Here is a 25,762-nt window from a genome sequence, read left to right as displayed (position 1 = left end):
CATTTGCAACTAGAGAAATCGTAACAAAGAACAGAAGCAAGCGTCAACAAAAGGTCTGATAATTAAGAAATGCGGAAGCGCCTTGGTCAGCCCCGACAAGCGCTGGAGAGCCGACCAGTGAAGTCGCTCTTTGACTTCATTGGGCGGATCGAAATCGAAAAGTATAGCCGACTGTCAAGAAACGCAGAAACTGGAGGCTCCGACAAAGAAGCGCTTTTTGCTTCTGCCGGCGGAGTTGAAGTTCTCGAGTCGCTTGTCTAGCTGCGGCTCCTAACTCCTCGAGACGTTTCGATCCTGCCAATGAAGTCAAAGAGCGACTTCACCGGTCGGCCCTCCAGCGCTTGTCGGGGTGACCAAGGCGCTTGCGCTTTTTGTTCTTAATTACACGTTCTTTAAAACTAATTTCAATCTGTTATCACGTTCGCTTCTTTCTTCTTCTGTCGCAAGGTCATACTTTTTAAGCAAGTGAAATACGTCATTTAAGATGTCCTGAGTATGTTCTTCCTCAAAAAATTGGTTGAATAATGGATGGATGTCCTGCGGAAGGAATTCCTTTTGTGATTGGTATTTCTCCTGGACATCCTTTTTGCTGTGGTCGATATTGCATTCTCCCATAATGATCCCTCCTAATATGTATACCATTAGAATACCAGACTCCCTTTGTCTTTACCCAACACATTTACTTTTATTCTTTCCCAGGCATTTTTGGAGAGTCAAAAGACTTTGTGTTCAAGGCCTTTTGACTAACCGAAATGTATCGTAAGATAAAGCATTGAAATCAAGCCAAGGATAAAAGAGTACGTCGGGAATTTCACTTGATGATTTTCCTGGCTTTCTGGTATCAATTCTTTATAGATGACAAAGAGCATCGCTCCTGCCGCAAAACTCAATCCATATGGTACAAGCCCCTCCACTTCTGCAGCAAGGAAATATCCTATTGCTGCTGTTACTATTTCCACAGCCCCTGTAAAGGTAGCGATCATGAAAGCCTTCATTTTTGACATTTTCTGATGAATTAAATAAAGCCCAACGAGGAATCCTTCGGGTGCATTTTGCAGGCCTATTGCGAAGGCTATGATAGCTCCAAGATTGTCTTCACCCGCTCCATAACTGACCCCGACTGACAGGCCTTCGGGCAAATTATGGAGAGTTATTGCTGTTATGATGACTAATGTTTTTCGATCAAAACCTGAAAAAAATTTAAAGTCACTTGTATCCAGATCTTCCGTCTTTGAATTAATGAAATTTAAGGCAAACGTCCCTAATAACATACCAATGGATAGAATCCAGATATTAGATGATTTCAAAGACTCTGGTATCAAACTGAAGGTTGTAGCCGCCATCATGATCCCTGAAGCATAACCAAGAAGTAAAGACTTTAACCGGGGTGAAACATTATTTAGAAATAAAACTGGAATTGCTCCCAAACCTGTTGCCATTGCAGAGATGACAATCCCTAAAAATGCTTCTGCCATAACTGTTTCCAATGCCTCCTAATTTACAAAAGTAAAATACTTTTCCCTTTATATCAGGAAGTTACACTTGGAAAAAATTATCCGGTGCCATTCAGGGTGCAACCAATTCAACTTTCATACGATCCGGACCTTCAAAAAACACCGCATAGTGATTTGCCCCTCCTGCAAAAGGGTGTCTGTCTTGATAGAGGATGGGGATATGTCTTTCTCTTAGTTTTTCAGTCATTTGATCCACATGATGACGTGAATCTGCATAAAAAGCAAGATGATTCAAACCAACTTGGGAGCGGTGATATCCTCCTTGAATGAACCTATCTTCGGTTTGTACAAACACAATATAAGTCATGTTACCTTTCCAACTTATTCCCTTATCCCACTTCTGAAAGACTTCATAATTTAGTTCGCCTAAAAACCACCCCCAAAACTCAGTGGCTTTACTCAAATCGGTAACATTGATTTCAACATGATGCAGCATTCTTCTTAGTCCTCCTGGCACAGTCTTAGTTATATTTAACTATCGGATATATAATTAAGGAAGTCATGTTAACTTTTTGTTTTCAGTCTTCGGAATTCATTATAATCGACCTTTATGTCGTATATTGCTTTCGATTCCCATTATAGCAATATTGAACTATTTCCATCACCCCGCATTTGCTGACTTGAAGCCCTCTTCTTCTTCAGTCATCCCAAGCACATGGTTTTGCTTTGATTCCTGTCCACCTTTGCTAATATAATTAAAATAGGTTGTTAAAGTCTTTGACGGTTTGCTTACTAAGAGCGAAGCATCCGAATTAATTTAAAGACAGCCAAAAACTGTTTTTTGGGAGATCTTATGATACGTACAATTTCTATTAGTCCTTCTGGAGAAATCCAAACTAGTCAAAATATCGACTCACTGGTTTTAGACAGTGAAAATTGGTACTGGATTGATTTCAGTGAACCCACTGATGAAGAAATTCAATTGTTGAAAGAACCATTACATTTTCACCCTTTATCCATTGAAGATTGTATCCATACCCTTCAAAGACCAAAACTCGATTATTATGATGATTATCATTTTTTTGTTTTCCAGGCTCTCAATGGAGAGTCCATGCAGAAGGAAGAGGTTGATCTATTCCTTGGGCACAACTATATCGTTACCTACAATAGCGTAAGCACTCGTGAAATTGATGATGTGTGGAAGAGATTAGAGCTTGCGAAATCGCCAGCAGAATGGAACCCATCGATTGTCCTCTATCATGTTTTAGACAAAATAGTCGATAATTATTTCCCTCATGTTTATCGAATTGAGGACTTATTGAATGAAATTGATGAGAATTCAGCCGACCGCTCGATGGAGGAACTGCTTGAAGATTTATTCGATACAAGGCATGAACTGCTCTCGTTAAGGCATACCATTACACCAATGAGGGATTTGGTATACAGGATGATTAATTCCCATCGCCTTTCTGGAGTACTTGAACAAAAAGAATATTTCGCGGACATCCATGACCATTTATTAAGGTTAGCTGAAAAGGTGGAAGCGAGCCGTGAACTGACAACAGATATGCGGGACAGCTATTTGTCGATTAATTCACATGAAACGAATCGCGTAATGAAAGTACTTACTGTAATCACAACCATTTTCATGCCACTCACCTTCATTGCAGGTATTTACGGGATGAATTTTGAGAATATGCCTGAACTCTCCTGGAGATTTGGTTATTTTGGAGCTTTGTTCGCCATGTTTGTCATCGGAATAACCATGTTTTTATGGTTCAGGAAAAAGGGCTGGTTTAAATAGAAAAGCGCTAGCGCCTTGGTCAGTCCCGACCTGGAGCTGGACATTTCTCGAAATAAAATTATACCTTCTAAACCTTTGAAGCAAAAAAACCATTGAGACAATGCTTCAATGGTTTTTTTCATTTTGCTTTTCAGCATCTTCCTGAAGGTTTATAAAATCTTCAACCAGGCATTTACTGCTTATGATAATGCCTGACAAGAAAAATGTAATTGCCAACGTCAGGGGTAAATAGAAGTACGCTAACATCGTAGTAGAAATCGTCCACAACAGCCAGAAATACTTTTCATGATTTTCAGCCATTTACCTCTTCCGCCTCCCAATAAATCTGGCTGATCGCGTCCGCTAACGCTTCTATTGTGTTTTTTAATTCTTTCATATTATTATCAACACCGCCTACCTCGACAACCAGTGTGTTTGCATGCAAGTCTTGATTATATATTCCATCAACGCCGATTCCTTTTTTCGGCAAAACTCCCTTACTGATCCCGGGATAATTTTTATTAAGAATCTTATGAAGTTCATTTGCAAACTTCAGGTTCTTCTGGAAGTTCTTGTTTTCCTCGCCAATGACAAAAACTAATCTTGCATAAGGTTCTTTATTGATGGTGGCTGTTGTCGAATCTTTTCTGACAGAATCCCTGTGCAGGTCAATAAAATATTCTAATTTCTTGTTTCCAGCCATTGCGCTTTGAACCAAGGAACGTGAAATCTCATAAGACTTGTGTGTCATCCAGCCTTTTTTATCAAGCTCTTGTCCAATATTAGTCTTATCCACGCTCGCTCCGATACCTTTTTTCTCCAATTCCTTTCCTAGTAGTTCACCTACAATGGTGATGTTAGTCTTTCCATCGACAGCTTCATTTTCGTTCTCTGCACCCTCAAGACCAAGCAATGGTAAGTAGGATTCCCAGCTGTGAGTATGATATATGAACACCGACTTTTCTGTTGGTGTAGATCCTGTATATGTTTTGCCGCTGTTCAGCTCCTTCAGTTCATTGGCAGCCATACTCCTTTCCTGCAATAAAACCTCCATTGGAGGGGCAGATTCGATCGGGATATCCGTAAAATCAACACCTTCATCTGCAATAAGGAAGTTTGAATCAAAAGCCATGAAACCGGGAATCTCACTCCTGATCAGACTCCTTATATCATTCATTTCAACGTTTGTAAGCAATTTAAATCCTGTAGAAAGAATTGGCAAATCAGCATTGGATCCTGTCAAGGCATGTCCAATTAACGGGTTTTCATAACTGATAATCCTGAGGAATACCTCTGCTCCAATATCTCCGTTAACTTTGAATTTAAAAAAGCTGATGTTCGAAGAAGAAATGAAACCAGCCACAAGAAAGAAACTAAATGTGCAAACTAATATAATGAAGCCTGACAACATCTTTCTATAAATATTGACCAATATTCCTGTCATTCAATCACCCTTTTTGCATGTGATACCATCTTGAACCTACAATCTCTGTTAATCCATAAATATGTATAAATGAAGATTTTAGAATAAAAAACGCCCGGACAGATGTCCAGGCGTTCATTTAGAAATATTTCTTTTTCCAGAAAATGAATGCAGTTAACCCAGCTAATAACACGGCCATACTGATTGCCAGGAAAAACGCAAAGGGATTGTGCTGAAATGGGAGATCCACGTTCATTCCGTAGAAGCTTGCCACCATAGTCGGAAATGACAGAATGATTGTTATGGATGTCAGGAATTTCATTACCATATTGAGATTATTTGAAATGATAGAGGCGAAAGCGTCCATCATACCGCTTAAAATCGAACTATAGGTCTCAGCCATTTCAATGGCCTGCGTATTTTCAATGATGACATCCTCAAGCAAATCCTTGTCTTCTTCATACATTTTCAAATAATTAAAGCGCATGATCTTCGCAAGTACGACTTTATTGGACTTTAGTGAAGTCGTGAAGTAAACCAAGCTTTTTTCCAAAGCCAAAAATGCATATAATTCCTTGTTTTTCATCGACTGATGCAGCTCGCGCTCAATCTCATTTGTTTTTTTATTGATTTGTTTCAGGTATCTTAAATAATAAATCGAGATAACGTAGAGGATTTGCAAGGCAAATCTTGTTTTCTTAAAGGTATAAAATTCCTTGACCCTGTTTGATTTGAATTCATTCAATACAGGTGTCTCTTTTAAAGAAACCGTAATGATGCAATTCGCAGTCTGGATGATTCCTACTGGTATTGTTTCGTAAATCGGAAAGCCAGAATCATCATGGGTGATGTATGGATAGTCAACGATTATATAAACAATACCATCTTCCTTTTCTATTCTTGGACGCTCTTCATCATCAAGGGCGTCCTTTATGAAGTCCACTGCGATACCCGTTTCACCGGCAACCCTTATGATTTCATCTTCAGTAGGATGCACCATATTAACCCAGGTGCCTTTGGAGATTTCTTCTACACATGTTAAATGTCTTTCTTCACTGCTTTTATAGATTTCCAGCATTGGACCAACCTCCTCTTCTATTATTGAGGAAGCCAACTACCTTTTTTCAGAGTTGATAGTCTTGCAGCATTCAATAGTATCAAATCTAATAGATCATCGACTTCCCCGCACCTATCGGGATCAGGTTCTTTTGAATAACCCAAAGATACCAACTCCTTTCTATTTTCACCTCTTACATCTTACTCCTGTAAGGGCAAAACTACAATGGGAACTTAAATGCAAGATATTAATTTTGATAAAGTCATTGACATTATACCTATAGGGGTATATATTAATAAATATAAATTTACCTAACATGGTATCAAACAGGAGGAAAACTTAATGAAAAATATGATTACAAAATCTCTCATTGCCTTTGCAATGATTTTATCTTTTGTTGCTGCTGGACTTCCACAGCAAAAGGCTGAAGCTGCTACTACAGCCGCTGATGTTTTAGTAACAGTAGGGCAAATGGGTGCTGATTCATATACTCAAACATTGGACGGTGTTCTTTACACAGTTGACCAAATTGGCTTCATGGCTGACAGAATCCTTTGGACTCAAGAACAAATCGGTTTCATGGCTGACAGGGTTGTATACGTAACAGAATTTTCACAGGATAACACTATTAAGGTCATCTACATGGCTACTGCTTTATGGCCAACTGGAACGAAGGATGGCGGCTACACATATGAGGTATCACTTATGCCGGTGGCAATGCTCCCAGCCGGCTGGTAAATAGTATTGTAAAAAGGTGAATCTTAGATTTGCCTTTTTATTTTTCTCTAAAACCGAACCTCTTGATAAAAACACATCTTTTGGCACACTGTATTTATTTATCGAAAAAAACACATGTATTGTTGTTTCCTTCTATCTAACTATCCTTAAAGATAAGATCTTAAATATAATCCGATAGTTACACCCCTCCCCTTCTCACTGATTCTAAATTCCCGTTCTGCTTTTGCCAGCATGAAAAACCCCTTTTTCTTATAAGAAGAAATCTTCTAAATATATACTATAATAAGCTTGAAATCTAGTAATTTGGAGGGAAAATGAACATGAATAGAAACTTCAAAAAGAAATTGATTCCGTTTGCCGTCGTTTCATCTCTCGCTATTGGCAGTCTTTCGGGAACTTTTACAGCTGACGCAAAGGAATCTTCTAACCAGAATCATGCTAAGATCAAAAACGTTATTTTCATGATTGGTGATGGTATGGGGGTATCCTATACATCCGCTTACCGTTACTTAAAAGACGATCCAAATACTAAGCTTGCAGAAGGAACCGAATTCGATAAATACCTTGTTGGCCAGCAGTCGACTTATGCGGAAGACCCTGAAGAAAACATTACAGATTCTGCTTCATCAGCAACTGCAATGTCAGCAGGTGTTAAAACCTATAACGCGGCAATCGGTGTCGATAACGATAAATCAGATGTAAAAACCGTTCTGGAATCAGCCAAAGAACAAGGCAAAGCTACCGGCCTTGTTGCTACCTCTGAAATCACCCATGCCACTCCGGCTTCTTTCGGTGCGCATGATGAAAGCCGCAGAAATATGAATGCAATTGCAGAGGACTACTACGATGATTTAATCAACGGTGAACACAAGGTCGATGTTCTTCTAGGCGGAGGTACTGATTTATTCGACCGCGAAGACCGGAACCTAATTGAAGAATTCCAAAAAGACGGCTACAGCTTCGCTTCTACTAAAGAACAGCTGGTAAGCGATAATAATGAAAAAATTCTGGGATTGTTCGCACCTCGTGGCCTTCCCAAGATGATCGACCGTACAGACGACATTCCATCACTTGAAGAAATGACTAAGTCTGCGATTGAAAGATTGAATAAAGATAAGGACGGCTTCTTCCTGATGGTCGAAGGCAGCCAGATTGACTGGGCAGGACACGATAATGATATCGTTGGTGCGATGAGTGAAATGGAAGACTACGAAAAAGCGTTCAAGGCAGCGATTGATTTTGCGAAAAAGGATAAGCATACTCTTGTAATAGCAACTGCTGACCACTCTACGGGCGGCTATTCAATTGGAGCTGACGGCATTTACAACTGGTTCCCTGAACCAATTAAAGCAGCTAAACGCACGCCAGACTTCATGGCAGCGGAAATTTCCAATGGTGCAGATGTTGAAGAAACACTTTCCAACTACATTGATTTAGAACTGACTTCGGAAGAAATAAATTCAGTCAAGGCTGTTGCTGAAGGAGATGTAACTGACATCGATAGTGCTATTGAAGAAATCTTCAACCAGCGTTCACATACAGGCTGGACGACCGACGGCCATACCGGTGAGGACGTAAACGTCTATGCATTTGGTCCAACTAGAGAAGCTCTAGCTGGAAAAATTGAAAACACAGACCTTGCGAAACATGTCTTCAGCATCCTGCAAAAAGGGAATAAAGAAATTGTAATTGAAGATAAATAAGTAAAATCAATCCTCCCGCTGTCTTTCAGGCAGCGGGAAGTCTGTTTATCAACTGCTAAGAAGGTGCGAAATGAGAAAGTTATTTTTATTGATAGTACTAATGGCTTCAATCGTTGGATGCAGTCTTGAAGGAAGTTCAAATTCTTCAGCAGAAATAGAAAAAGAGGAACCAATCCAGGAAGAAATAAATGAAGAAACTCCCCCTCCACAGAAATCAAAGAGTGAGTATGTTCCCAACCCTCAGGTTACAGATGATCGAACATTGCTGAGTGTCGGTGAAACATTTAGGGATGAGAAAGGTTACGCCATGTTGAAAAGTTACAAAAAATTGGATCGGAAATTTTCAACAGGGCCCATTGAACTTGTTGTAAAAGATTTAAAAATAATCGAATACCAACCGGACTACAGCTTGATTGATTTTTTTCACAGCTATACACATGAAGAAAAATTTACATTTGTAAAAATCTTTATAGAGATAGAGAACAAGTCAGATGAAGTATTAAATTTTGCCCCGGTTGCCCAGATGGAGATGGACAACAGTGAGAAGAAAACTTGGGAGGATGACATTTATTTAGAAGAATTGAATGGCAAGATTCGGCCCGGTGAAAAGAAAGCTGGTAATATCGGAGTTATTGTTGAGAACCCTGATATAAATTCAATAAAGATTACGACTAGTAAAGTTTTCAATCAAAGTGAATCGGAAATCTTCAAAGAACAAATAGTTAACATCCATTTTTAAACAAAAGGCGCGGATACACATCCACGCCTTTTGTATTCTTTACAACCCTATAATTATTTCTGCAAACAATATTACATTAATAGTGCAAGAAATTAGAGTAAATGCAGATCTCATAACAGTTCAGTACTCATACATTCTTTGCGATTTTATTGAATTGGCATAAACCCTACTTTCCAAACCCCATCCAGGTCCTTAATTAACCTGAATTCCTGGACTCCATTTTTATTTTCAAATTTGATATAACCCTCATAATCACTTGTTTCTACAAATTTCCCTGCCTGGACTCCCTGAAAAGCTGCAAGTATTTCCTCACTACTAGATAAAAATTTACTGGAATCCTGTAAATGTTCTGCCTTTGACCACCTTACATGTTCTGGACGGGTTGTATATAAAGCATATTCAGTTTCCGGGTCGTTATCTAACTGGGCTTGGACATACAGCTTAGCTATACTTAAAGGTGGAATGTCTTTTAAGTGTTTACTTGAATGGTTTTGCTTAAATAAATCATAGGCAAGCTTTTCTTGTTCATCAAGTTTAAAAGGAGTGGAATCCAGTAAAACTTCTCCCGACTGCTGCACCTCCTCTACCAAACTTCCATCTGGCCTTAGTAACTTTGCATATACTTTCCCATTCAAAGTATAAAACATTGACATTCTCATCACTTTTTCTTCCGATGACCAGCCGATCCAGAATTGTATTCCAATATTCTGGCTGTGAAGATTTTCAAGGTCAACGATTCCTTTATTAGGTACTTTACTCACCGTACCCTTTTCAACATAGAATTGATAAAGCCAATCCTTGACGGAACCGTCCTCTGCATCAGCATCCACGAATTCATCGAATTCTTCCCCAAACAAAGTTTTGACTTCTTCTTCTGTCATTCCCAACCTGAAATTCTTTTCCAGATATTCTGCCTTTTCTTTAACTTTTTCATCTTTTATAGAATTGATTTTTTCAGGACCTATTGAATCGAAAATTTTAATGTTTTTCTCATCTGACATATCAAGCAGTAGACGTCTTTTAATCTGGATTTTTGTTTCTTTATCGACAAAAGTAAAAGTCACCAGCTCACGTCCCCGTGTATCGATCTCAACCATTTCAACGTTCACGGTTGAAAAATCAACTTTTTCATAGTATTTCAACACTTCATTAATATTGTTATCGTAGTACTCATACAGTAGCACATCTTTAATGTATTCTTCGTCCCCTTGTTGCAGCGCATCGAAGTAGAAGACAAGTTCCCGTGCAGCATTCGGCGAATCCAATTATCACTCCCCCGTTCCCAAATAAGTCGCATGAGCGAACATTTTGTTTCAGTTTTTTAAAAATTTTTATGAATTCAAAGAAATGCTATGTATAACGGTTATCATAGCTTCCGCTTTTCCCAATCAGAAAAAATAATATATAATGGAAGGTAAATTAGGATTCCAACCTAATTTTACCAGCCTTTTTGGTTACTAAAAAGCTTCATTTTAAAAGGAGAAATCATATGCACTTACTGCAAAGATTCTGGGAGGCTGTTGTTCGATTCTGGAAACGGCGCCACCTGACTCAAATCTTGTTATTAATCTTATTGGTTTTCATATTGCTCTCGATCCTTTGGTTCGCCTTTATCGCTAGCAGGGCGAATGTCCAGACCCTGAAGGATGGATTGAGCCAGGCAACCACCATTTATGATCGCAATGGCGATGAAGCAAGCAAGCTTGCTACCAATCGTACGGGTGGAGTGTCGATAAAAGATATGCCAGAACATGTCCCAAATGCCGTCATTGCTATTGAGGATGAACGATTTTATGAACATAACGGATTCGATATTAAAGGCATCGCACGTGCTTTTTTCGGAAACCTTTTAGCTGGAGGCATTACCGGGGGTGGCAGTACCCTGACCCAGCAGCTGACCAAAAATGCTCTGTTATCTTCAGAGCGGACATACAAACGTAAAGTAGAAGAATTATTTTTGGCAGTCGAGCTTGAGAAGGTGTATGAAAAGGACGAAATCATAGAAATGTACCTGAACCAGGTATATTTCGGAAGTGGCGCTTTTGGTATTAACAACGCCAGTAAAAAATATTTCGCAAAGGATATTCAGGATGTCACAATAAGTGAGGCTGCACTGCTTGCCGGCCTGCTTAAAGCGCCTTCTGCCCTGGATCCTTATAATAATTATGACGCTGCCCTCAAACGCAGAAATGTTGTTCTAGCTAAAATGAATGAACTAGGGATGATAACAGATACCGAATATAAACAAGCCAAATCTCAAAAGATTGTACTGGAAGATGGAGGCGGCTCTCTGGCAGACCGCAAATATCCTTCTTATGTCGATGCTGTTTTAGACGAAGCAACAAGTAAATACGGACTTACCCAGGATGAAATCATGACCAGAGGCTATCGTATTTATACTGAACTTGATCAGGACATACAATCCGGTCTGGAAAAAGTGTTCCGACAGGATCATCTATTTCCTGATCGGGCAAGTGATGTTTTAGTGCAAAGCGGATCCGTCCTGCTTGATCCTGAAAATGGTGGCGTTCGTGCTTTAGTTGGCGGGCGAGGCGAAAAAGTGTTCAGAGGGTTTAACCGTGCAACCCACCTCAGGGCTCAGCCTGGTTCGACTATGAAGCCTCTGGCAGTTTACACACCTGCATTAGAAGAAGGCTATAAGTATGATTCCATGCTTGTTGACAAGAAGATGTCATTTAAAAATTACAGCCCCAAAAACTTCTCCGATACCTATCAGGGAGAAGTGCCAATGTATGAGGCCGTGGAAAAGTCAATTAACATCCCTGCTGTTTGGCTTTTGAATGAGATTGGTTTGAATAAAGGAATTGATGCTGTAAGAAGATTTGGAATTAAAGTAGAAAAAGAAGACCAGAACCTTGCCCTCGCCCTCGGAGGAATGCATAACGGTGTTTCTCCCTTGAAAATGGCCGAAGCTTATTCTGTCTTCCCAAATGGAGGGAAGCGTCATGATGCCCACGTAATCACAAAAATTGTCGGTCCCACAGGCAAGGTGATTGCAGAGCATGATGGCTCAACAACACGCGTTACTTCTAAATCAGTGGCCAATGAAATGACGTCAATGTTATTGAATGTTGTTGAAACAGGTACTGGTAAAGGGACAAATATTGAGGGTGTTGAAATTGCAGGTAAAACAGGGTCTACTCAGCTGCCTTATGCAGATATAAACGGAACAAAGGATCAATGGTTTGTAGGATATACACCAAACATTGTCGGTGCAGTATGGCTTGGATATGATAAAACTGACCGTAAGCATTATTTATCCAGCAGCAGTTCCAAGGATGTAGTCCCTCTGTTCAGGGCAATCATGGAAGAAACAGTGCCCCACATCGAGCAGGAGGAATTCAGGGTCCAGTCAATCAACGAAAGGCAGTCTGGTGCCATCGTTGATTATGAAGAAACAGAAAAAGCAATCAGGGAAAAAGCAAATGATCTGGAGCAAGAATTAAAAGAGCGTGCTGGCCAGGTTGAAGAAAAACTAAAAGAAGAAGCTCCAAAGTGGAAAAAAGTATTTGAACAAATGCAGGAAGACGCCGGTAAGGTTGGCGACAAAGTGATAGATAAACTTAGAGAGTGGCAAGGGGAATAAGTTGAATTTCGAGCAGCCTAATTGGCTGCTCGATTTTATTAGCACCCATCCCTGCTGCCAAATAGTGTTTTGCAAAACCCTATAAACAGATCATTAAATAAAAGCGATTAGTTACCTGAAGAAGCATATTTTTGAATACAGGTCACCAATGACCCTGATTGGTGACCTAAAAATCCACTTTCTCGAAAATCAGGTCACCAATACCTCTGATTGGTGACCTAAAAATCCACTTTCTCGAAAATCAGGTCACCAATACCCCGCATTGGTGACCTAAAAGTCCACTTCCTCGAAAAACAGGTCAGCAATACCCCTGATTGGTGACCTAAAAATCCATTTCCTCGAAAAACAGGTCACCAATACACCTCATTGGTGACCTAAAAATCCATTTCCTCGAAAAACAGGTCACCAATACCCTTGATTGGTGACCTAAAAATCCATATTTCCGTAAATCAGGTCACCAATACACCCCATTCGTGCCCTAAAAATCCATATTTCCGTAAATCAGGTCACCAATACACCCCATTGGCGACCTAAAAATCCATATTTCCGTAAATCAGGTCACCAATACGCCAAGCTCTTAATCGATAATATGCATAAGAGGTAACCAATAGCCAAATTGGATACCTCCATTACAGTTAGAATATTTTAGAATAAATACATGTATCCCTTAGCTCACCGTCTACTGAAACTGAATCATTCTTTAGTATGCCATCGAGAGCAAATCCTAATTTTTCGGGAATCGCCCTGCTTTTAGTATTCAATGAATCACATCTTATTTCGATTCTGCGGGCTTTTAGCTCTCGAACGGCAAAATCTGTGATTCCCTGGACAGCCTCTGTCATATACCCTCGCCCACTGTATCTTGTGTCAATCCAATAACCGATCTCGAATTTAGGCACGTCCCAGTTAATCCTATGTAATCCAGATGACGCGATAAATTCCCCGGTGTCTTTGTTGAATACAAGCAGCCTCAGGTCTGACCGATTCAAAAAATTCACATACCCTTGTCTGATTACGACTTCTGTTTCTTCAACACTTTGTTCTTTTTGAGCAAATGGCATCCAGGGCTGGAGTTCTTTTAAAGATGCAATGATTGATTCACAAGTGACAGCACCATCACCAGGCAACGGCATCCTGATCAAAAGCCGGTCCGTTTCAAATTCAGTTGGAAAATCCAATAAAATAGGATTCACCACACCTCTCTCCTTCCAATCTTCAAATTAAATAGAGCGGCCCGAGGACCGCTCTTTAATTTATTCTGCTTAAATACAGATATCCCTTTTTTGGAAAAAGAAAAAGGTGAGCATCATAAATATTGCGTAATACACAGCAAGTATGGAAAGCGAAACTGGTAATGTTATATCCTCAAGAATCCTATCCTGAAGAGCATAGACTGTCAAATCCAAATGCGGGAAAATCAATAATTTCACCCAAGTATATTTGTCAGCAAGCATCAGGATAATTCCACCAAGTGTCGACGAAAAGAAAAGGACAAAGATACCTATTCCAACTGCTAAAGCCTGGCTTTTAAACAATGTTGACAGCATAAAAGCAATCGTCATGATGATGAACAGGCTTGGAATGAAGTAAAGCATTTTTAACAAGAATTGTGTTCCGACAATTGCCACCTTTCTACCTTCGAGCGTGATTTCAAACATTTTCATATTGAAATCACCACTGCCAAATAAGAGCAGTCCAATTATATAGCCAGATACAATCAATGTTAGGACCATTAATAATGCATATATAATGACAGCTATGTACTTTGACAGCAGAATTCGCCATCTTTGATGCGGACGGATCAGTAGCTGCTTGATTGTACCATCAGAGAATTCTGCCGCAACATTCGCACTGCCGACGACTACTACGAACAAAGTAACAAGTGAACTGACACCTACAACCACATCATTCATAAAATGCCAGTTTGTTTTCGCATTTGGATTAATGTCCTGGTCAAGAAATTGCTGGGTCTGCTCAATTTGGTTTTGAATCATTTTCTTTTCGTCACCGGAAGCAGATGCCATCTGGTTTTCAAGCATGGCAATCTCAGCCTGTGTATCCTGTTTCCAATTAGGGTTAGGGTCTGCACTGAATTTAGAATAAATAATTCCTGCGATTAAAACTGCCAGAACAATAATGACCATATATATCCAGCTTGCCACTTTGCCAAAGATTTTCATCAATTCATTTTGTATTAAAGGAATCATACCATTTGCTCCTTTTTATCTTTATTTGTGATTTCCAAGAAGCGGTCTTCTAGCGTTGCTTTCACATTTAAAATTTCAAAAACATCTATATCATTTTCAACAAATAGCTTGTTAATCATTGGTATTTGTTCTTTTTGCACAGATAAGGTTAAACGCGGGCCATTACTCGAAGTCACTTTCACATTGTTTTCTGTCAAAAGTTTGGAAGCAAGTGCTGGGTTTGATAGTTCCACTTCTATCGTCTGTACCTTTTTAACCTCTGATACCTCATTTTCATGCATGGAAGATATATGAATTAGTTTTCCCTTTTCTATAATTGCAAACCGGTCGCACATTAGCTGCATTTCTGATAATAAGTGAGATGAGACTAACACTGAAGTCCCCTGGCTTGCAAGCAAGCGTAAATAATCACGGAATTCACGAATTCCCTGAGGATCAAGTCCGTTTGTTGGTTCATCCAGTATGAGAATAGAAGGCTTATGTAAAATTGCTTGTGCAACGCCCAGACGTTGGCGCATCCCTAAGGAATATGTACGAACTTTATCATTGATTGCATTTTCAAGACCTACCAGCTCGGTGACTTCGTTAATCCGCTCTTCCGTAATATCGCTTAATGCCATACGAGCGTAATGCCTGAGATTTTTATATCCACTAAGGTATTTATAGAATTCCGGGTTTTCCACTATAGCACCCAATTCATTCATTGCTTCCGTAAAGGAAGCATCCAGATCATGGCCATTTATTAGCACCGTCCCACCTGTACGATTAATCAGACTAACAATCATTCGGATGATTGTTGTTTTCCCCGCACCATTAGGACCCAGGAGTCCAAATATTTCACCCCGTTCCACTTGAAAACTCACGTCATCAACAATTGTTTTTTTACCAATTGTCTTTGTTAACGCCTTTACCTCAAGGGCAAATTGCGACATAGAATCTCCTCATTTCATTAAAAATTTATATTTCAAGACCTCACAAAGATTAATACGATGAAAATTGTAAAAAGTTACAAAAAAAGCAAAAAAAGATTATGTATTAGATCCTTCGATTAAATCTGTATATTGCCCCTCCTTATGACAAACGATATAGATGATATTCGAAATGAATATCGTGTGTTTCAAAAATCCATTCATGAGGTGATTGTATGAGTTACAAAGATCATTTGGATCCACACTCACAACTTTTTCACCACAGTAGGTCAAGGCGCAAGCATACAAACTCGCAGATTAATGGTGAAACTCAGGTAGCACAAAATGTTCTTATAGCGAGAAGTAATGCGAAAGCGCACCGCATGTTTTGATTTTTTGAAACCAAAAAAGGAAAAGACGCACATTTGCGTCTTTTCCTTTTTATAAGACTATCCCAGCTTGAAAGAGCAGTAAAAAATCATTCTGATTTCTTCCAATATTAAAACCTTTAAAGAAAAATAAAATAAATCAACCCCGCCAGAATAATCCGATAAATAGCAAATGGCATTAGTTTAATTTTATTGATAAGTCTCAAAAAGAATCTTATGAAAATTAACGCGAACACAAAAGCGCTGATAAAGCCTACAGTGAAAAACGGCAATGCATCCATCGTAAAATACTCCCAATTTTTCAATAGGGAAATGCCGCTGGCGCCAAGCATGATTGGAACCGCCATGATGAACGTGAAATCCGAAGCCGCTCGGTGGCTCATACCAAGAAGAACTCCTCCGGCAATTGTAGAACCTGACCTTGAGAATCCCGGCCATAATCCGAGGCACTGGAACAAACCTACTCCTAATGCTTGTTTATAGCTGATTTGATCAACATCTTCAGTCTTAAGTGTTTTTGGTTGTAAGCGGTCTGCGAGAATTAATAGAAATGCACCGACTACTAATCCAATGATGACTGTTTCTACCGAAAATAGATGTTCGTCAATATAGTCCTCAAATAGAACACCTGTCAATCCGGCGGGAATCAAGCCCGCAATCACCTTTGGCAGACTTAGCCTGCCTTTGGAATCTCCGATTGAAACACCTTTTTTCAGAGCTAATAGATTTATGAATCTTTCCTTAAACACAATAACCACTGCTAAAATAGACCCTAATTGAATGACTACTTTGAAGGTATTGGCAACAGGTTCTGTAAATAATTGTTTAGAGTGCAATAACAGGTCATCGACAATAATCATATGACCAGTAGACGAAACAGGCGCAAATTCAGTTAATCCTTCTACCAACCCGAGTATAAATGCCACAAATAATTCCCAAATGTTCATGAAGTGGTCTTGCTCCTTTTAAAGTTAAATTTAGATATTAGGTACTTGCCTTGTTCTAAAAACCCTTACTAAACAAATAAATTACACTCATTCATTTTTATCTTTATTTGGACATTAAGTCAATAAAAAAAGCAGCCTCAAGAGCTGCTTTGAATCTGATCCTTAAAAACAAAGGACTTTTGTCCGATATAGTTCGTGATCGTATATATGATTGACCCGAGCAGTATTGCAATATTGTCCGAATCTATATAGATATGCCAAACTGTAATGAAGTCCATTGTCCGGGTTATCGAACGGCTGATCGAGAAGGAAAGGAAATAACATGCCAGAATCACTAAAATAAATTTTGGTCCTCCAATCCGAATGGGAACCCTGCTATTAAATGTAAAAGTTCGATTCAATAGGTAGCTTACAGCAGCCCCTATAGCATTGCCGGTGAATGTCGCATACCAAAACGGCCAGTCCAGTCCATTTTTCAGTAACAGCATGAGACCCATTCCAACAAAGGTATTCAGTACGCCAACAAGCAGGAATTTCAAGAAAGGAGGAAAGTTTGCAGAGCCTACGCCAATTCTTTGCACCAACTGGTTAGTTATTCTCAGATAGCTTCCGAGTTTCAACGATTGACTCATAATCTGCCCCTTCCATGTTCATCAATTTCCTTGACACTGGCAGGTTAAAGAGATCAACATCGATAATATACTTCGGTCTCCGCTTAGTTTCTTTATAGATTTTTCCAATATACTCTCCAACTAAACCAAGGGCAATTAACTGCAGCCCCCCAATTAGCCAAATCGAGGTGATCAGAGAAGTCCATCCAAGTTCTGTGTTGCCGAACAGCTTCAATGTAAGAAAGTATACACCGAATAAAAGGCTGACAAAAAATGAGAGACACCCTACAAGCATGACGAATCTTATCGGTGTAACGGAAAATGAAGTAATTCCATCAAATGCGAAAGCAAGCATTTTCCTCAATGGGTACTTCGTTTCCCCCGCAAGCCTTACCTTTCTTTCATAGTAAACAGAAGTTGAATTAAAACCGATTAATGGAACAATCCCACGGAGAAACATATTGCTTTCAGCAAAATGTTCCAATTCATCAACCGCCCTCTTACCCATCAAGCGAAAATCGGCATGGTTGAAGACTAGTTTGACTCCTAGCTTGTCCATTAGCTTGTAAAAGCCTTCTGCAGTATAACGTTTGAATAATGTGTCACTCTCCCTGCAGCTGCGTACACCATAAACAACTTCATAACCCTCATTGAACTTCTTAACCATGTCGTTAATGGCATGAATATCGTCCTGCAGATCAGCATCAATGGTGACCATGCAATCAGAAGCCTCTTTTGCTGAAAAGAGTCCGGCAAGCAGAGCATTTTGATGCCCTGCATTTTTCGAGAGCTTTAGTCCTTTTACCATTTCGTTATTCAAACTGGCCTTATAAATCAAGTGCCAAGTCCTATCCTTGCTGCCATCATCGATGAATAAGATTTTGCTCTTTTCTGATACCATATTATCGATGACCATTTCACTAAGCTTTGTTGTTAACTGATTAATAGTCTCTCCCAAAACTTCTTCCTCATTATAACAAGGAACGATAATTGTTAAGATCGGCATATTCATTGATTAGCCTCCTTGGTGTTATAGAGCTTCATAGAGGTAAATTTTCCAGGCGCTTTCATTTGAGGTAAAGACTTTATCGAGCTTTAGGCTATTTTCCAATGCGTTATCAATGGGAACAGAAGAAAAGATATATTCCCCACCCATTTGTTTAAACGATTCTAGATTTAAATCAATATTTTCGATTCTTCTTTTTGAAGTTTTTTTAAACAGATAATGCTTTCCCAATTCATCGGTAAAAAGATAACAGCGTCCGCCCCACTCATCAAAATAAATTCGGATCCGCTTATTTTTCTTGAGTTCTCCTTCGATAATTTTCCTGAATTGATATTTATAACTCAGAGGATAAAAATTATTGTAGGTATCCAGTGTGTAAAACCCATTAAATTGTGCGACCGCTGGATGTAACCCTATACTGGCAACACGATAGCTATTTTGAGGTTTTCCTATGTGATTTTTTATCGCGTTAAATTGTTCCTCTGCATAAAACTCCCTAACACTTGGCTTTTTGTGATGAACAATCTCTTCATTTGTAAACAGCAGCAATAAAATTTGCACAGCCACCAACGAGGGAACTGCTTTTCTCAAGATTTTTTCATCCCAGAGAATCTTCAGGCCAATCGCAAACAGCATGTACAAAATTAATGGACGCAAAAAGTGATACCTGGCAAAATTAAATGTATCAAGAAAATGGAATCTCTCCGTTAAAGGGAGCCACCCTTTATAAAACCAAAAGGCATACCAGGCAGATAAAACGAAATTCAGCACAAATAAGAAAACAAAGATGCGCTCTTTCCCCCACTTCCTATGCTTCCAAATAAGAAATAGCGCTGCAAATATGACCGGCAAAATAACCAGTGTATGTACTGTCATTACATGGGTATGTCCTAGCAAGAAATTTTTAAAGGTCAGTCTGACAGAATGCAAGAAAGTCAGGCGGGCATGAAAATATTCATCCCTGCTATTCGGTTCTCCATCAAATAAAAAGGAGTATACCAGTCTGTAATCAGTGATTAAGTAAACAGCGGTCATATAAGCTATTGCAATGAAGAACCTCCAGTTCCATCCTTTACCGCGAAAAACATCAGTAAGCCAGAGTAAACCCATTGCACTGAGGAAAAAGAAAAAACCCAAGACAATACTTGAGTAAAATGGCAAGAGAGTTAGAGCAAGATAATACAACCAGTTACCTCTTCCATTCCTAATATGCATGAAAGCCCAAAGTGCCAGGGGCATACCCAATGTGCTAAGCATCCCTGACGGCCAAAAAGGGGTTAGCGCAAATGCAAGTGCACTGCCGATGCGGATCAGGCTTTGGTCTTTTCCCTTAATAAAGTGGTCCTTCAAAACCAGGTACATTCCAAGAAAGGCGATAAACCTGGTGATTGCCTGGCTTATTCCATAGGCAATCATTGTCGGGAACAATACATACAACCACACAATCAGGCTGTACTCAGTTCCAAGTGCGTTCCTTGGCAGTCCATTAATGATTTGAGGAATCCTGGATTGTAATGATCCGGCAATCTGGCCACTTTCAGCAAGTACTTTATACCATGCCAAATTCGAGTCAAGATTGTCATGTACCCGGATATGGGCATCGTCTCCTAAAATGAAATAGGGGGATAGGAAGAGTGATATCACTATCAGAGAAAACACGATGAATATTCGCTCTTTATCCTGAAAGTAAGACAAATCACATTACACCTCAAATTTCATATTTGCTTTAATTAAGGTTTACAGATTTTTAGAAACTATTCCCTTAACTGCCAAACAATCAGCAAGTGATCTATTTACCATCATATAAGTTGGTAGTTAAAGATCATTAAATAAAAAAAGACAAAAAATATGGAAAGAATAAGCGCAATCAAAGGATTCCTATAGTGGAGCCTGAGCATGGGATACATCGTGCTGTAGAAAAATACTTCCCAGCCCATAGACCAGCCGTGTGCGAATTTGATAGCTCCTACTTTGAGTGCTATTGCCTCTATAAGGACAGACAAAGAAATCCACTTTAAGTAATACCAGATCCTTCTAGTTTTTTCTTCAGGAAAACTACCCAAGAACAAAACAATCATACTTGGGTAAAAAATAAACGTATATAATGTTTCCGTAAAGAATAGACTGATGAAGTTCTTGTCAAATTCCCACAAGTGTTTGTTTCCGATGTAGGAAATATACTCATAAAAACAGCTAAACAAGGCCCAGTAATAAAAAGTAGGTAAAAACTCTTTCCACCTTTGCCACTTCCCTCTTCCGACCGCCACTGCGACCCCACCTGCAATCAATACAGCATGGAACAAGCTCTTCCCTCCCTTTATTACACCTCGTCTAATATCCTTTGTTTACCCTGTATATTCAATCAAATCTATTTTCTGCCAATCAACTTGTTTTATGTATCATCATGTCAGAAGGGGTGAGAACCAAAGTTTTTTCCCTAAAAAAAGCTGTACTGGATTAAACCAGTACAGCCTTACTAACCTTCTTCTGTTAAATTATTCTCTGCTTCAAGGATGAATAGATCTTTCTTTGACTGCAGGAATATGATTGAAGTCAGGGCAACAGCCAGCAACAACCCAAGTGCCGAAAATGCGATAGTGACTGTTTGTAGTTTCACTAATTCCGCTAAATAACCTAATAGTAATGTTAAGACGATTTGGACCATTGCCTGAAAGAAGGCAAACGCACTGCTGAACCTGCCCATCAAATCAACCGGTACATTGTTTTGGAAAAAGGTTGTGTAACCGGTAAACGAGAATGGAGAAAAGAACCCAATAATAATAAAGCCCATGACAGCTAGAGGTACCGTTTCTGGAGAAGCAAGATAAAAAATTAAGTATCCTGTTACAGACAAAAAGGACCCCAATCCCAGGAGCATTTTTATAGAAAGACGATTCGCCAAGGCTGACACTGCAAATGAACCAGCCACATAACCAGCTCCCGTAAGACTTACCAACAATCCATAATGCTTTTCGGATAAGCCGACAACCTGCTGTATGAACGTTACCTCCTGTGAATCAAGTGCAAATGAGATTAAAGTAATGAACTGGAAAATAAGGAAAACGATCATAAAACCTGCTGCTGTTTTCCCAAAATTGAGCACAGCCTTCCAATCAGCTGCGATCATTTTCATCGTTATTCGATCTCTATGTTGTTCATTGCTTAACCTTTCATCAACATCTGGCAGGAAGAATATTGCTACAGCACATAAAAAGAAAGTTACTGCATTAATATAGATACTTGTACTAATGCTTCCATACATAATCAGCAGTCCAGACACACTCGGGCCAACCAGCATAGCCCCGGATGTTGCAAAGGAAAAAATTGAATTGAAGCGTTTTCTCTTTTCAGGAGGAACAAGCTTCGTTATGTAAGTTTCTGAAGTCGGGCCAAAGAATGCCCCAGCAATATTCGTTAAGAACATAATAATATAAATCGGAACTAACGAACTAAATAATGGAATGATCGAAATTAAAATACCCCGAAGAACATCAATGAAAATCATTAACCTTCTCTTATTGACCCGATCTATGATGCTGCCAGCCCAAGTATTAGTCAGGAGAATCGCCAACGGCCTGATGATGAATAATCCTGCAATCGCAGCGGCAGAGCCTGTTATTTTTAATACTAATAAATTTATAGCCACAAAATAAATCCAATTACCAATGTTTGAAATCCCAATTCCCAAAACCAACAGTATGGGATTCTTCCAGCCCTTCAAACAGACCCCTCCTGAGTGCACAAAATAAATGTCAGAATATTACTAAAGTATTTCTATTTCCATCCTATCTTTACCTTCCAAAAGTTTCAAGTAGCTATTCGGTTTGTGCTTGTACTTTTTTCCAGTTTCGATTAATGTCACAATTTGTCCACATGAATTTTCCCAACAACAAATACAAAAAACCTACTCAATACCCATCGTAGCAACATTTTTAAACATCAAGCCTATTAATTTCATTTATTTACCACTGCGAGTCATACAATTTACCCATTCATAACGTTGGTATATTACTTATAATGGTATTTAGAATTAATAAGGAGCTGAAACTATGAATTCAAATCCGAAGTTTGTTTCTAAGATCCTTCCGCTTTTTGCGGCGTTTATGGTTATAATTACGTTAGCAGCGACATTTGTCGTTCAAAATACTGATGATAAAGTAACGGTCCCATTTTCCTCACTTGTCAAGTCAATTGATGGCCTAAATGGTAGTGAAGCAACACTTATTGAAAAAATGGATGGAACTCTCGTACTCAAGACAGAAGATTCAACATTTGTTTCCCAAGTTCCTCCCGGCAGTCAGATGGTTGAGAAATTAGTAGAGAAATATAATATAAACTATGAGTATATGAACAACAGCAAGTATGGTGCTTGGATCCTTGGTGGAGTGTTATTGCTATTGATGGGCACTGCCTTCGTGATCCAAAAGAAAACAGGAGGTATAGGCACAGGCAATAGAATGAAAAATAGTTTATCAAAGCCTAACCCTCTGCCTTCCATTACCTTAGCAGATGTAGGTGGATTGCAAGAAGAAATGAAAGAGGAAATCATCCAGACTCTATCAATCTTGAAAAATCCGGATAAATCATCAAAGATGGGCATTAAGCCTCCAAAGGGGATTCTGTTATACGGACCTCCAGGCACAGGTAAAACCTTGCTTGCTCAAGCTATTGCCCGTGAATTGAATGCCAACTTCTTCTCAGCCAGTGGATCTGCATTTAATGAAATGTTCATCGGCGTTGGTGCATCGCGTGTACGCAGCTTATTCCAAAGTGCCAGGAAACAAGGCGCGGCTGTAATTTTCATCGATGAAGTAGATGCTCTTGCAGGCAAGCGTAAGCCCCATGGCGGTGAAGAAGGTGAAAAGACATTGACAGAGCTTCTTGTCCAGCTTGACGGAGGACATTCTAACGATGGTATCCTATTCATTGCAGCAACAAATAGAAAAGACATGCTTGATGATGCATTCCTGCGCCCTGGACGTATCGACTTCTCATTCAACGTCCCGCTTCCTGATACGAAAGGAAGAAGAGAAATCATCGATATCCATATTAAAGGTAAAAACCTTGCTGACAATGTAGTCGCATCATTGGATGACCTGGCAGAAAGTACTTCTGGATTCTCAGGGGCAGAGCTGCATTCATTGTTCGAAACTGCAAGCAGACGGGCGTTAAGGAATGGACAGGATTTCATTTCGAAGAGTGATATAGACTATGCTCTTGACCGAACAATACTCGGAAGCACTTCCCGCACCCTTCAGGATGCTGACACAAAGCGCAGGGTTGCAATCCATGAGGCAGGACATGCTCTGGTATCTGCTGTCACTAAACCTGGTTCAGTCCGCAAAGCAACGATTATTCCTCGGGGACAGGCACTCGGTTACGTGGCTCCAATTCCTAAAGAGCTTCAATTGTCCACACACAGCGATTTGATTGACCGGATTGCCATGATTCTTGCTGGCGGTGTTGCTGAAAGGATGATTCTAGGTGAGCACAGTATCGGGGTAAGCGGTGATGTCCAACAGGCTAAACAGATCATTGAGCAAATGGTTGATACCGGATTGCTTCAGGAAGGTTTCTCACTAACATTTAGCAAAGGCTTAAAAGAAACAAAAATGCAAGAGCTTTTCGATGACGCTCTAGAAAAGTCCGAAATGATCATAAATACCCACCAAAATCAATTTGAACGATTAGTAGATGAATTGCTAAAGAAAGAAACACTAGAAGGTTCTGAAGTAGATGAAATAGTTCAGGATAAAACAGGGTTTCGTGAGGATCAATATATAATGGCTTAACAAGAGTAAAAGGCTTTCCAGCGGAAAGCCTTTTTTATTTTTGCTCAAGAGCCTGGGCCAGGTTTGTTCGAACTTCTGTTTCTTTAAAAGAAAGCCCGAGCTGTATGGCTGTCTGGGCTATTTCAGGCCTGATGCCAGAAAGTGTTGTCTTCACGCCTATTAGTTTCAATGCATTTAAAAGCTGGAATAACTGGTGGGCAACCATTGTGTCTATCATTGCCACACCGGATAGATCGACAAACAAATGGTGTATATCTCTTTGACTGCAATGTTTCAGTGTGTTTTCAAGGATCATTTTCGCCCTGGATGTATCAATATCTCCAATAAGAGGCAGCAAGCCTTGATGGTTGCTTAACAAGATGACAGGTGCACTTAATTCGTTGATTGTCTCCTGCTGGGCTTTCAAAACGGTTTGCGAGTATTTGTATGTAGCTTCAACAAATCGTAAAATGACCTCATCCATTTCTTTAAGAATCACGTCATACCAGTCATCCACTTCTTTTCTCGTGATCTCTGGATGTACCTCCGCAAATTTTCTGACATAGTCAAAATACTGATTCCTGACGTTCTTAAATTCCCTGATAACATAATGGATAGGGGTATTAATATGTTCGATATCACTGGCTATCTCGATAATCCAAGGTTCGAAGTCCTGGAAAAACTCCTCTTCTCCTTTGTTGAATAATTCAATAAAATGCAAATGAAAATCATGGTTTTGCTCTTTTAAGGCTTTTATGACATCAGATTCCTTTGACGCATAAACACCTGCTGTCTTAGTCTTATCAATATTTTGATACCATTCTTCCGTTAAATTGCGGGTGTTTTCTTTTAGATATATATATAAGTCTTGATTTCTGTGCATTAAGCTTCCCCCCATCTGGAAATGCACCATAGTGGCTATATGAAAATGCAAGATAGTCTTGTTTTAGAATTATATCAAATGTCTTCCCTTTTAAGAAATATTAATGTGGTGGTCCAACGAATCCATGTAATATTTAATTTATATATGCGTTTTAATCGAATCTATATTTTTCCTTTAGCTCAATGGGAGCCATTTTAATAATTTGCTGGAAAATGATAAGCAGCACGCCTACATCATCTACGATTCCTATCAGGGTTAAAAAGTCGGGGATGATATCGAACGGCAGCAGAAAATAGCCGATAATCAAACCAACTGAAATTACTTTTTGCTTTACTGGGACCATTTTAGAAGTAAAGAACTCTATTAAAAAAGGGAAAAACCTTTTTACTTTAAATATAAGCCTAATTCTTTTGAAAAACTTTTTCATAAAAAAACCTCCTTCATACTAGTAATACCCTCATTCACTTTTATGGAATCTATAAATATCCATGCAGACAAAAAAACTGTATCGCTAAATCTTTATACGTAGGAAACTG

Annotated in this window: 26 protein-coding genes; 8 read left to right on the top strand and 18 right to left on the bottom strand. The window is 39.3% G+C overall.

Features of this window, described 5'->3' with window-relative positions; all coding sequences use genetic code 11:
• The first annotated feature begins 117 nt into the window (after positions 1-117).
• Positions 118-261 carry a hypothetical protein gene (locus ACH0QE_RS04060; RefSeq protein WP_415799413.1) on the top strand — a complete coding sequence of 48 codons (144 nt, stop codon included), beginning with the start codon at positions 118-120 and terminating at the stop codon, positions 259-261.
• A 120-nt stretch (positions 262-381) separates the two neighbouring features.
• Here the strand turns inward: ACH0QE_RS04060 and ACH0QE_RS04055 are convergent, their stop codons facing one another.
• The 3 genes from ACH0QE_RS04055 to ACH0QE_RS04045 form a co-directional block, all read right to left on the bottom strand.
• On the bottom strand, positions 382-615 hold the full coding sequence (locus ACH0QE_RS04055) for a hypothetical protein (RefSeq protein WP_415799412.1): 234 nt from the start codon (positions 613-615) through the stop codon (positions 382-384).
• A 128-nt stretch (positions 616-743) separates the two neighbouring features.
• Positions 744-1,475 carry a ZIP family metal transporter gene (locus tag ACH0QE_RS04050; protein ID WP_415799419.1) on the bottom strand — a complete coding sequence of 244 codons (732 nt, stop codon included), beginning with the start codon at positions 1,473-1,475 and terminating at the stop codon, positions 744-746.
• A 91-nt stretch (positions 1,476-1,566) separates the two neighbouring features.
• Entirely contained in the window at positions 1,567-1,950 is a 384-nt protein-coding gene (locus ACH0QE_RS04045) for a VOC family protein (protein ID WP_415799411.1), read from the bottom strand.
• A 357-nt stretch (positions 1,951-2,307) separates the two neighbouring features.
• Between ACH0QE_RS04045 and corA the strand changes: the two genes are divergently transcribed.
• A complete protein-coding gene (gene corA, locus ACH0QE_RS04040; RefSeq protein WP_415799410.1) occupies positions 2,308-3,258 on the top strand; it encodes a magnesium/cobalt transporter CorA in 951 nt (316 codons plus the stop codon).
• A gap of 105 nt (positions 3,259-3,363) precedes the next feature.
• Here the strand turns inward: corA and ACH0QE_RS04035 are convergent, their stop codons facing one another.
• The 3 genes from ACH0QE_RS04035 to ACH0QE_RS04025 form a co-directional block, all read right to left on the bottom strand.
• Positions 3,364-3,558 (bottom strand): hypothetical protein, encoded by a 195-nt coding sequence (locus ACH0QE_RS04035; RefSeq protein ID WP_415799409.1) that lies wholly within the window; start codon positions 3,556-3,558, stop codon positions 3,364-3,366.
• Positions 3,551-4,681: a stage II sporulation protein P gene (gene spoIIP / locus ACH0QE_RS04030; RefSeq protein ID WP_415799408.1), complete on the bottom strand. Its 1,131-nt coding sequence runs from the start codon at positions 4,679-4,681 to the stop codon at positions 3,551-3,553. Before spoIIP ends, ACH0QE_RS04035 begins: the two co-directional genes overlap by 8 nt.
• Positions 4,682-4,799: 118 nt before the next feature.
• Positions 4,800-5,738 carry a magnesium transporter CorA family protein gene (locus ACH0QE_RS04025; protein ID WP_415799407.1) on the bottom strand — a complete coding sequence of 313 codons (939 nt, stop codon included), beginning with the start codon at positions 5,736-5,738 and terminating at the stop codon, positions 4,800-4,802.
• Positions 5,739-6,059: 321 nt separating this feature from the next.
• Here ACH0QE_RS04025 and ACH0QE_RS04020 point away from each other — a divergent pair, with 321 nt between their 5' ends.
• The 3 genes from ACH0QE_RS04020 to ACH0QE_RS04010 all read left to right on the top strand — a co-directional run bounded on the left by ACH0QE_RS04020 (position 6,060) and on the right by ACH0QE_RS04010 (position 8,897).
• Positions 6,060-6,455, top strand: coding sequence for a hypothetical protein (locus tag ACH0QE_RS04020; protein ID WP_415799406.1), 396 nt, complete (start codon positions 6,060-6,062; stop codon positions 6,453-6,455).
• A gap of 320 nt (positions 6,456-6,775) precedes the next feature.
• On the top strand, positions 6,776-8,158 hold the full coding sequence (locus ACH0QE_RS04015; protein ID WP_415799405.1) for an alkaline phosphatase: 1,383 nt from the start codon (positions 6,776-6,778) through the stop codon (positions 8,156-8,158).
• A gap of 70 nt (positions 8,159-8,228) precedes the next feature.
• Complete coding sequence (locus ACH0QE_RS04010) at positions 8,229-8,897, top strand: DUF4352 domain-containing protein (protein WP_415799404.1); 669 nt, start codon at positions 8,229-8,231, stop codon at positions 8,895-8,897.
• Between the two features lie 146 nt (positions 8,898-9,043).
• On the opposite strand, the gene ACH0QE_RS04005 is transcribed toward ACH0QE_RS04010, so the two are convergent.
• Positions 9,044-10,162 carry a hypothetical protein gene (locus tag ACH0QE_RS04005; RefSeq protein WP_415799402.1) on the bottom strand — a complete coding sequence of 373 codons (1,119 nt, stop codon included), beginning with the start codon at positions 10,160-10,162 and terminating at the stop codon, positions 9,044-9,046.
• Between the two features lie 224 nt (positions 10,163-10,386).
• On the opposite strand from ACH0QE_RS04005, the gene ACH0QE_RS04000 reads away from it, so the two are divergent.
• Positions 10,387-12,504, top strand: a complete 2,118-nt coding sequence (locus tag ACH0QE_RS04000; RefSeq protein ID WP_415799401.1) for a transglycosylase domain-containing protein — start codon at positions 10,387-10,389, stop codon at positions 12,502-12,504.
• Between the two features lie 635 nt (positions 12,505-13,139).
• Here ACH0QE_RS04000 and ACH0QE_RS03995 read toward each other — a convergent pair.
• The 3 genes from ACH0QE_RS03995 to ACH0QE_RS03985 form a co-directional block, all read right to left on the bottom strand.
• Positions 13,140-13,697 carry a GNAT family N-acetyltransferase gene (locus tag ACH0QE_RS03995; protein ID WP_415799400.1) on the bottom strand — a complete coding sequence of 186 codons (558 nt, stop codon included), beginning with the start codon at positions 13,695-13,697 and terminating at the stop codon, positions 13,140-13,142.
• 69 nt (positions 13,698-13,766) lie between these two features.
• Positions 13,767-14,711 carry an ABC transporter permease gene (locus ACH0QE_RS03990; RefSeq protein ID WP_415799399.1) on the bottom strand — a complete coding sequence of 315 codons (945 nt, stop codon included), beginning with the start codon at positions 14,709-14,711 and terminating at the stop codon, positions 13,767-13,769.
• Positions 14,708-15,643, bottom strand: a complete 936-nt coding sequence (locus ACH0QE_RS03985; RefSeq protein ID WP_415799398.1) for an ABC transporter ATP-binding protein — start codon at positions 15,641-15,643, stop codon at positions 14,708-14,710. The genes ACH0QE_RS03990 and ACH0QE_RS03985 overlap by 4 nt, the downstream gene beginning before the upstream one ends.
• Before the next feature lie 212 nt (positions 15,644-15,855).
• Here ACH0QE_RS03985 and ACH0QE_RS03980 point away from each other — a divergent pair, with 212 nt between their 5' ends.
• Positions 15,856-16,011 carry a YpzG family protein gene (locus ACH0QE_RS03980; RefSeq protein WP_102263026.1) on the top strand — a complete coding sequence of 52 codons (156 nt, stop codon included), beginning with the start codon at positions 15,856-15,858 and terminating at the stop codon, positions 16,009-16,011.
• Between the two features lie 116 nt (positions 16,012-16,127).
• Here the strand turns inward: ACH0QE_RS03980 and ACH0QE_RS03975 are convergent, their stop codons facing one another.
• The 6 genes from ACH0QE_RS03975 to ACH0QE_RS03950 all read right to left on the bottom strand — a co-directional run bounded on the left by ACH0QE_RS03975 (position 16,128) and on the right by ACH0QE_RS03950 (position 22,293).
• On the bottom strand, positions 16,128-16,955 hold the full coding sequence (locus tag ACH0QE_RS03975) for an undecaprenyl-diphosphate phosphatase (protein ID WP_415799397.1): 828 nt from the start codon (positions 16,953-16,955) through the stop codon (positions 16,128-16,130).
• 137 nt (positions 16,956-17,092) lie between these two features.
• Positions 17,093-17,587: a GtrA family protein gene (locus ACH0QE_RS03970; RefSeq protein WP_415799396.1), complete on the bottom strand. Its 495-nt coding sequence runs from the start codon at positions 17,585-17,587 to the stop codon at positions 17,093-17,095.
• Positions 17,544-18,578: a glycosyltransferase family 2 protein gene (locus ACH0QE_RS03965; protein ID WP_415799395.1), complete on the bottom strand. Its 1,035-nt coding sequence runs from the start codon at positions 18,576-18,578 to the stop codon at positions 17,544-17,546. Before ACH0QE_RS03965 ends, ACH0QE_RS03970 begins: the two co-directional genes overlap by 44 nt.
• An 18-nt stretch (positions 18,579-18,596) precedes the next feature.
• Positions 18,597-20,267 (bottom strand): DUF6044 family protein, encoded by a 1,671-nt coding sequence (locus tag ACH0QE_RS03960; RefSeq protein WP_415799394.1) that lies wholly within the window; start codon positions 20,265-20,267, stop codon positions 18,597-18,599.
• 104 nt (positions 20,268-20,371) lie between these two features.
• Complete coding sequence (locus ACH0QE_RS03955) at positions 20,372-20,875, bottom strand: CBO0543 family protein (RefSeq protein ID WP_415799393.1); 504 nt, start codon at positions 20,873-20,875, stop codon at positions 20,372-20,374.
• Positions 20,876-21,048: 173 nt separating this feature from the next.
• Entirely contained in the window at positions 21,049-22,293 is a 1,245-nt protein-coding gene (locus ACH0QE_RS03950; protein WP_415799392.1) for an MFS transporter, read from the bottom strand.
• A gap of 328 nt (positions 22,294-22,621) precedes the next feature.
• On the opposite strand from ACH0QE_RS03950, the gene ACH0QE_RS03945 reads away from it, so the two are divergent.
• On the top strand, positions 22,622-24,364 hold the full coding sequence (locus ACH0QE_RS03945; RefSeq protein ID WP_415799391.1) for an AAA family ATPase: 1,743 nt from the start codon (positions 22,622-22,624) through the stop codon (positions 24,362-24,364).
• Between the two features lie 34 nt (positions 24,365-24,398).
• Here ACH0QE_RS03945 and ACH0QE_RS03940 read toward each other — a convergent pair whose 3' ends face one another.
• Both ACH0QE_RS03940 and ACH0QE_RS03935 read right to left on the bottom strand, forming a co-directional pair.
• The gene (locus ACH0QE_RS03940) at positions 24,399-25,226 is read right to left on the bottom strand and encodes an STAS domain-containing protein (RefSeq protein ID WP_415799390.1); all 828 of its coding nucleotides are present in this window, start codon (positions 25,224-25,226) and stop codon (positions 24,399-24,401) included.
• A gap of 151 nt (positions 25,227-25,377) precedes the next feature.
• Entirely contained in the window at positions 25,378-25,653 is a 276-nt protein-coding gene (locus tag ACH0QE_RS03935) for a YkvA family protein (protein WP_415799389.1), read from the bottom strand.
• Positions 25,654-25,762 lie beyond the last annotated feature (109 nt).

The organism is Mesobacillus sp. (assembly GCF_047739415.1).
Lineage (GTDB): Bacteria > Bacillota > Bacilli > Bacillales > Cytobacillaceae > Mesobacillus.
The sequence above is the reverse complement of the archived record's forward strand: the minus strand, read 5'-3'. Positions and strand labels throughout refer to the sequence as shown.

Bases quoted from the DNA above. Each gene is read 5' to 3' on its own strand.
- ACH0QE_RS04055 (WP_415799412.1), bottom strand. From the start codon at position 615: ATGGGAGAATGCAATATCGACCACAGCAAAAAGGATGTCCAGGAGAAA.
- ACH0QE_RS04050 (WP_415799419.1), bottom strand. From the start codon at position 1,475: ATGGCAGAAGCATTTTTAGGGATTGTCATCTCTGCAATGGCAACAGGT.
- ACH0QE_RS04045 (WP_415799411.1), bottom strand. From the start codon at position 1,950: ATGCTGCATCATGTTGAAATCAATGTTACCGATTTGAGTAAAGCCACT.
- corA (WP_415799410.1), top strand. From the start codon at position 2,308: ATGATACGTACAATTTCTATTAGTCCTTCTGGAGAAATCCAAACTAGT.
- ACH0QE_RS04035 (WP_415799409.1), bottom strand. From the start codon at position 3,558: ATGGCTGAAAATCATGAAAAGTATTTCTGGCTGTTGTGGACGATTTCT.
- spoIIP (WP_415799408.1), bottom strand. From the start codon at position 4,681: ATGACAGGAATATTGGTCAATATTTATAGAAAGATGTTGTCAGGCTTC.
- ACH0QE_RS04025 (WP_415799407.1), bottom strand. From the start codon at position 5,738: ATGCTGGAAATCTATAAAAGCAGTGAAGAAAGACATTTAACATGTGTA.
- ACH0QE_RS04020 (WP_415799406.1), top strand. From the start codon at position 6,060: ATGAAAAATATGATTACAAAATCTCTCATTGCCTTTGCAATGATTTTA.
- ACH0QE_RS04015 (WP_415799405.1), top strand. From the start codon at position 6,776: ATGAATAGAAACTTCAAAAAGAAATTGATTCCGTTTGCCGTCGTTTCA.
- ACH0QE_RS04010 (WP_415799404.1), top strand. From the start codon at position 8,229: ATGAGAAAGTTATTTTTATTGATAGTACTAATGGCTTCAATCGTTGGA.
- ACH0QE_RS04000 (WP_415799401.1), top strand. From the start codon at position 10,387: ATGCACTTACTGCAAAGATTCTGGGAGGCTGTTGTTCGATTCTGGAAA.
- ACH0QE_RS03990 (WP_415799399.1), bottom strand. From the start codon at position 14,711: ATGATTCCTTTAATACAAAATGAATTGATGAAAATCTTTGGCAAAGTG.
- ACH0QE_RS03985 (WP_415799398.1), bottom strand. From the start codon at position 15,643: ATGTCGCAATTTGCCCTTGAGGTAAAGGCGTTAACAAAGACAATTGGT.
- ACH0QE_RS03980 (WP_102263026.1), top strand. From the start codon at position 15,856: ATGAGTTACAAAGATCATTTGGATCCACACTCACAACTTTTTCACCAC.
- ACH0QE_RS03975 (WP_415799397.1), bottom strand. From the start codon at position 16,955: ATGAACATTTGGGAATTATTTGTGGCATTTATACTCGGGTTGGTAGAA.
- ACH0QE_RS03970 (WP_415799396.1), bottom strand. From the start codon at position 17,587: ATGAGTCAATCGTTGAAACTCGGAAGCTATCTGAGAATAACTAACCAG.
- ACH0QE_RS03965 (WP_415799395.1), bottom strand. From the start codon at position 18,578: ATGAATATGCCGATCTTAACAATTATCGTTCCTTGTTATAATGAGGAA.
- ACH0QE_RS03945 (WP_415799391.1), top strand. From the start codon at position 22,622: ATGAATTCAAATCCGAAGTTTGTTTCTAAGATCCTTCCGCTTTTTGCG.
- ACH0QE_RS03940 (WP_415799390.1), bottom strand. From the start codon at position 25,226: ATGCACAGAAATCAAGACTTATATATATATCTAAAAGAAAACACCCGC.
- ACH0QE_RS03935 (WP_415799389.1), bottom strand. From the start codon at position 25,653: ATGAAAAAGTTTTTCAAAAGAATTAGGCTTATATTTAAAGTAAAAAGG.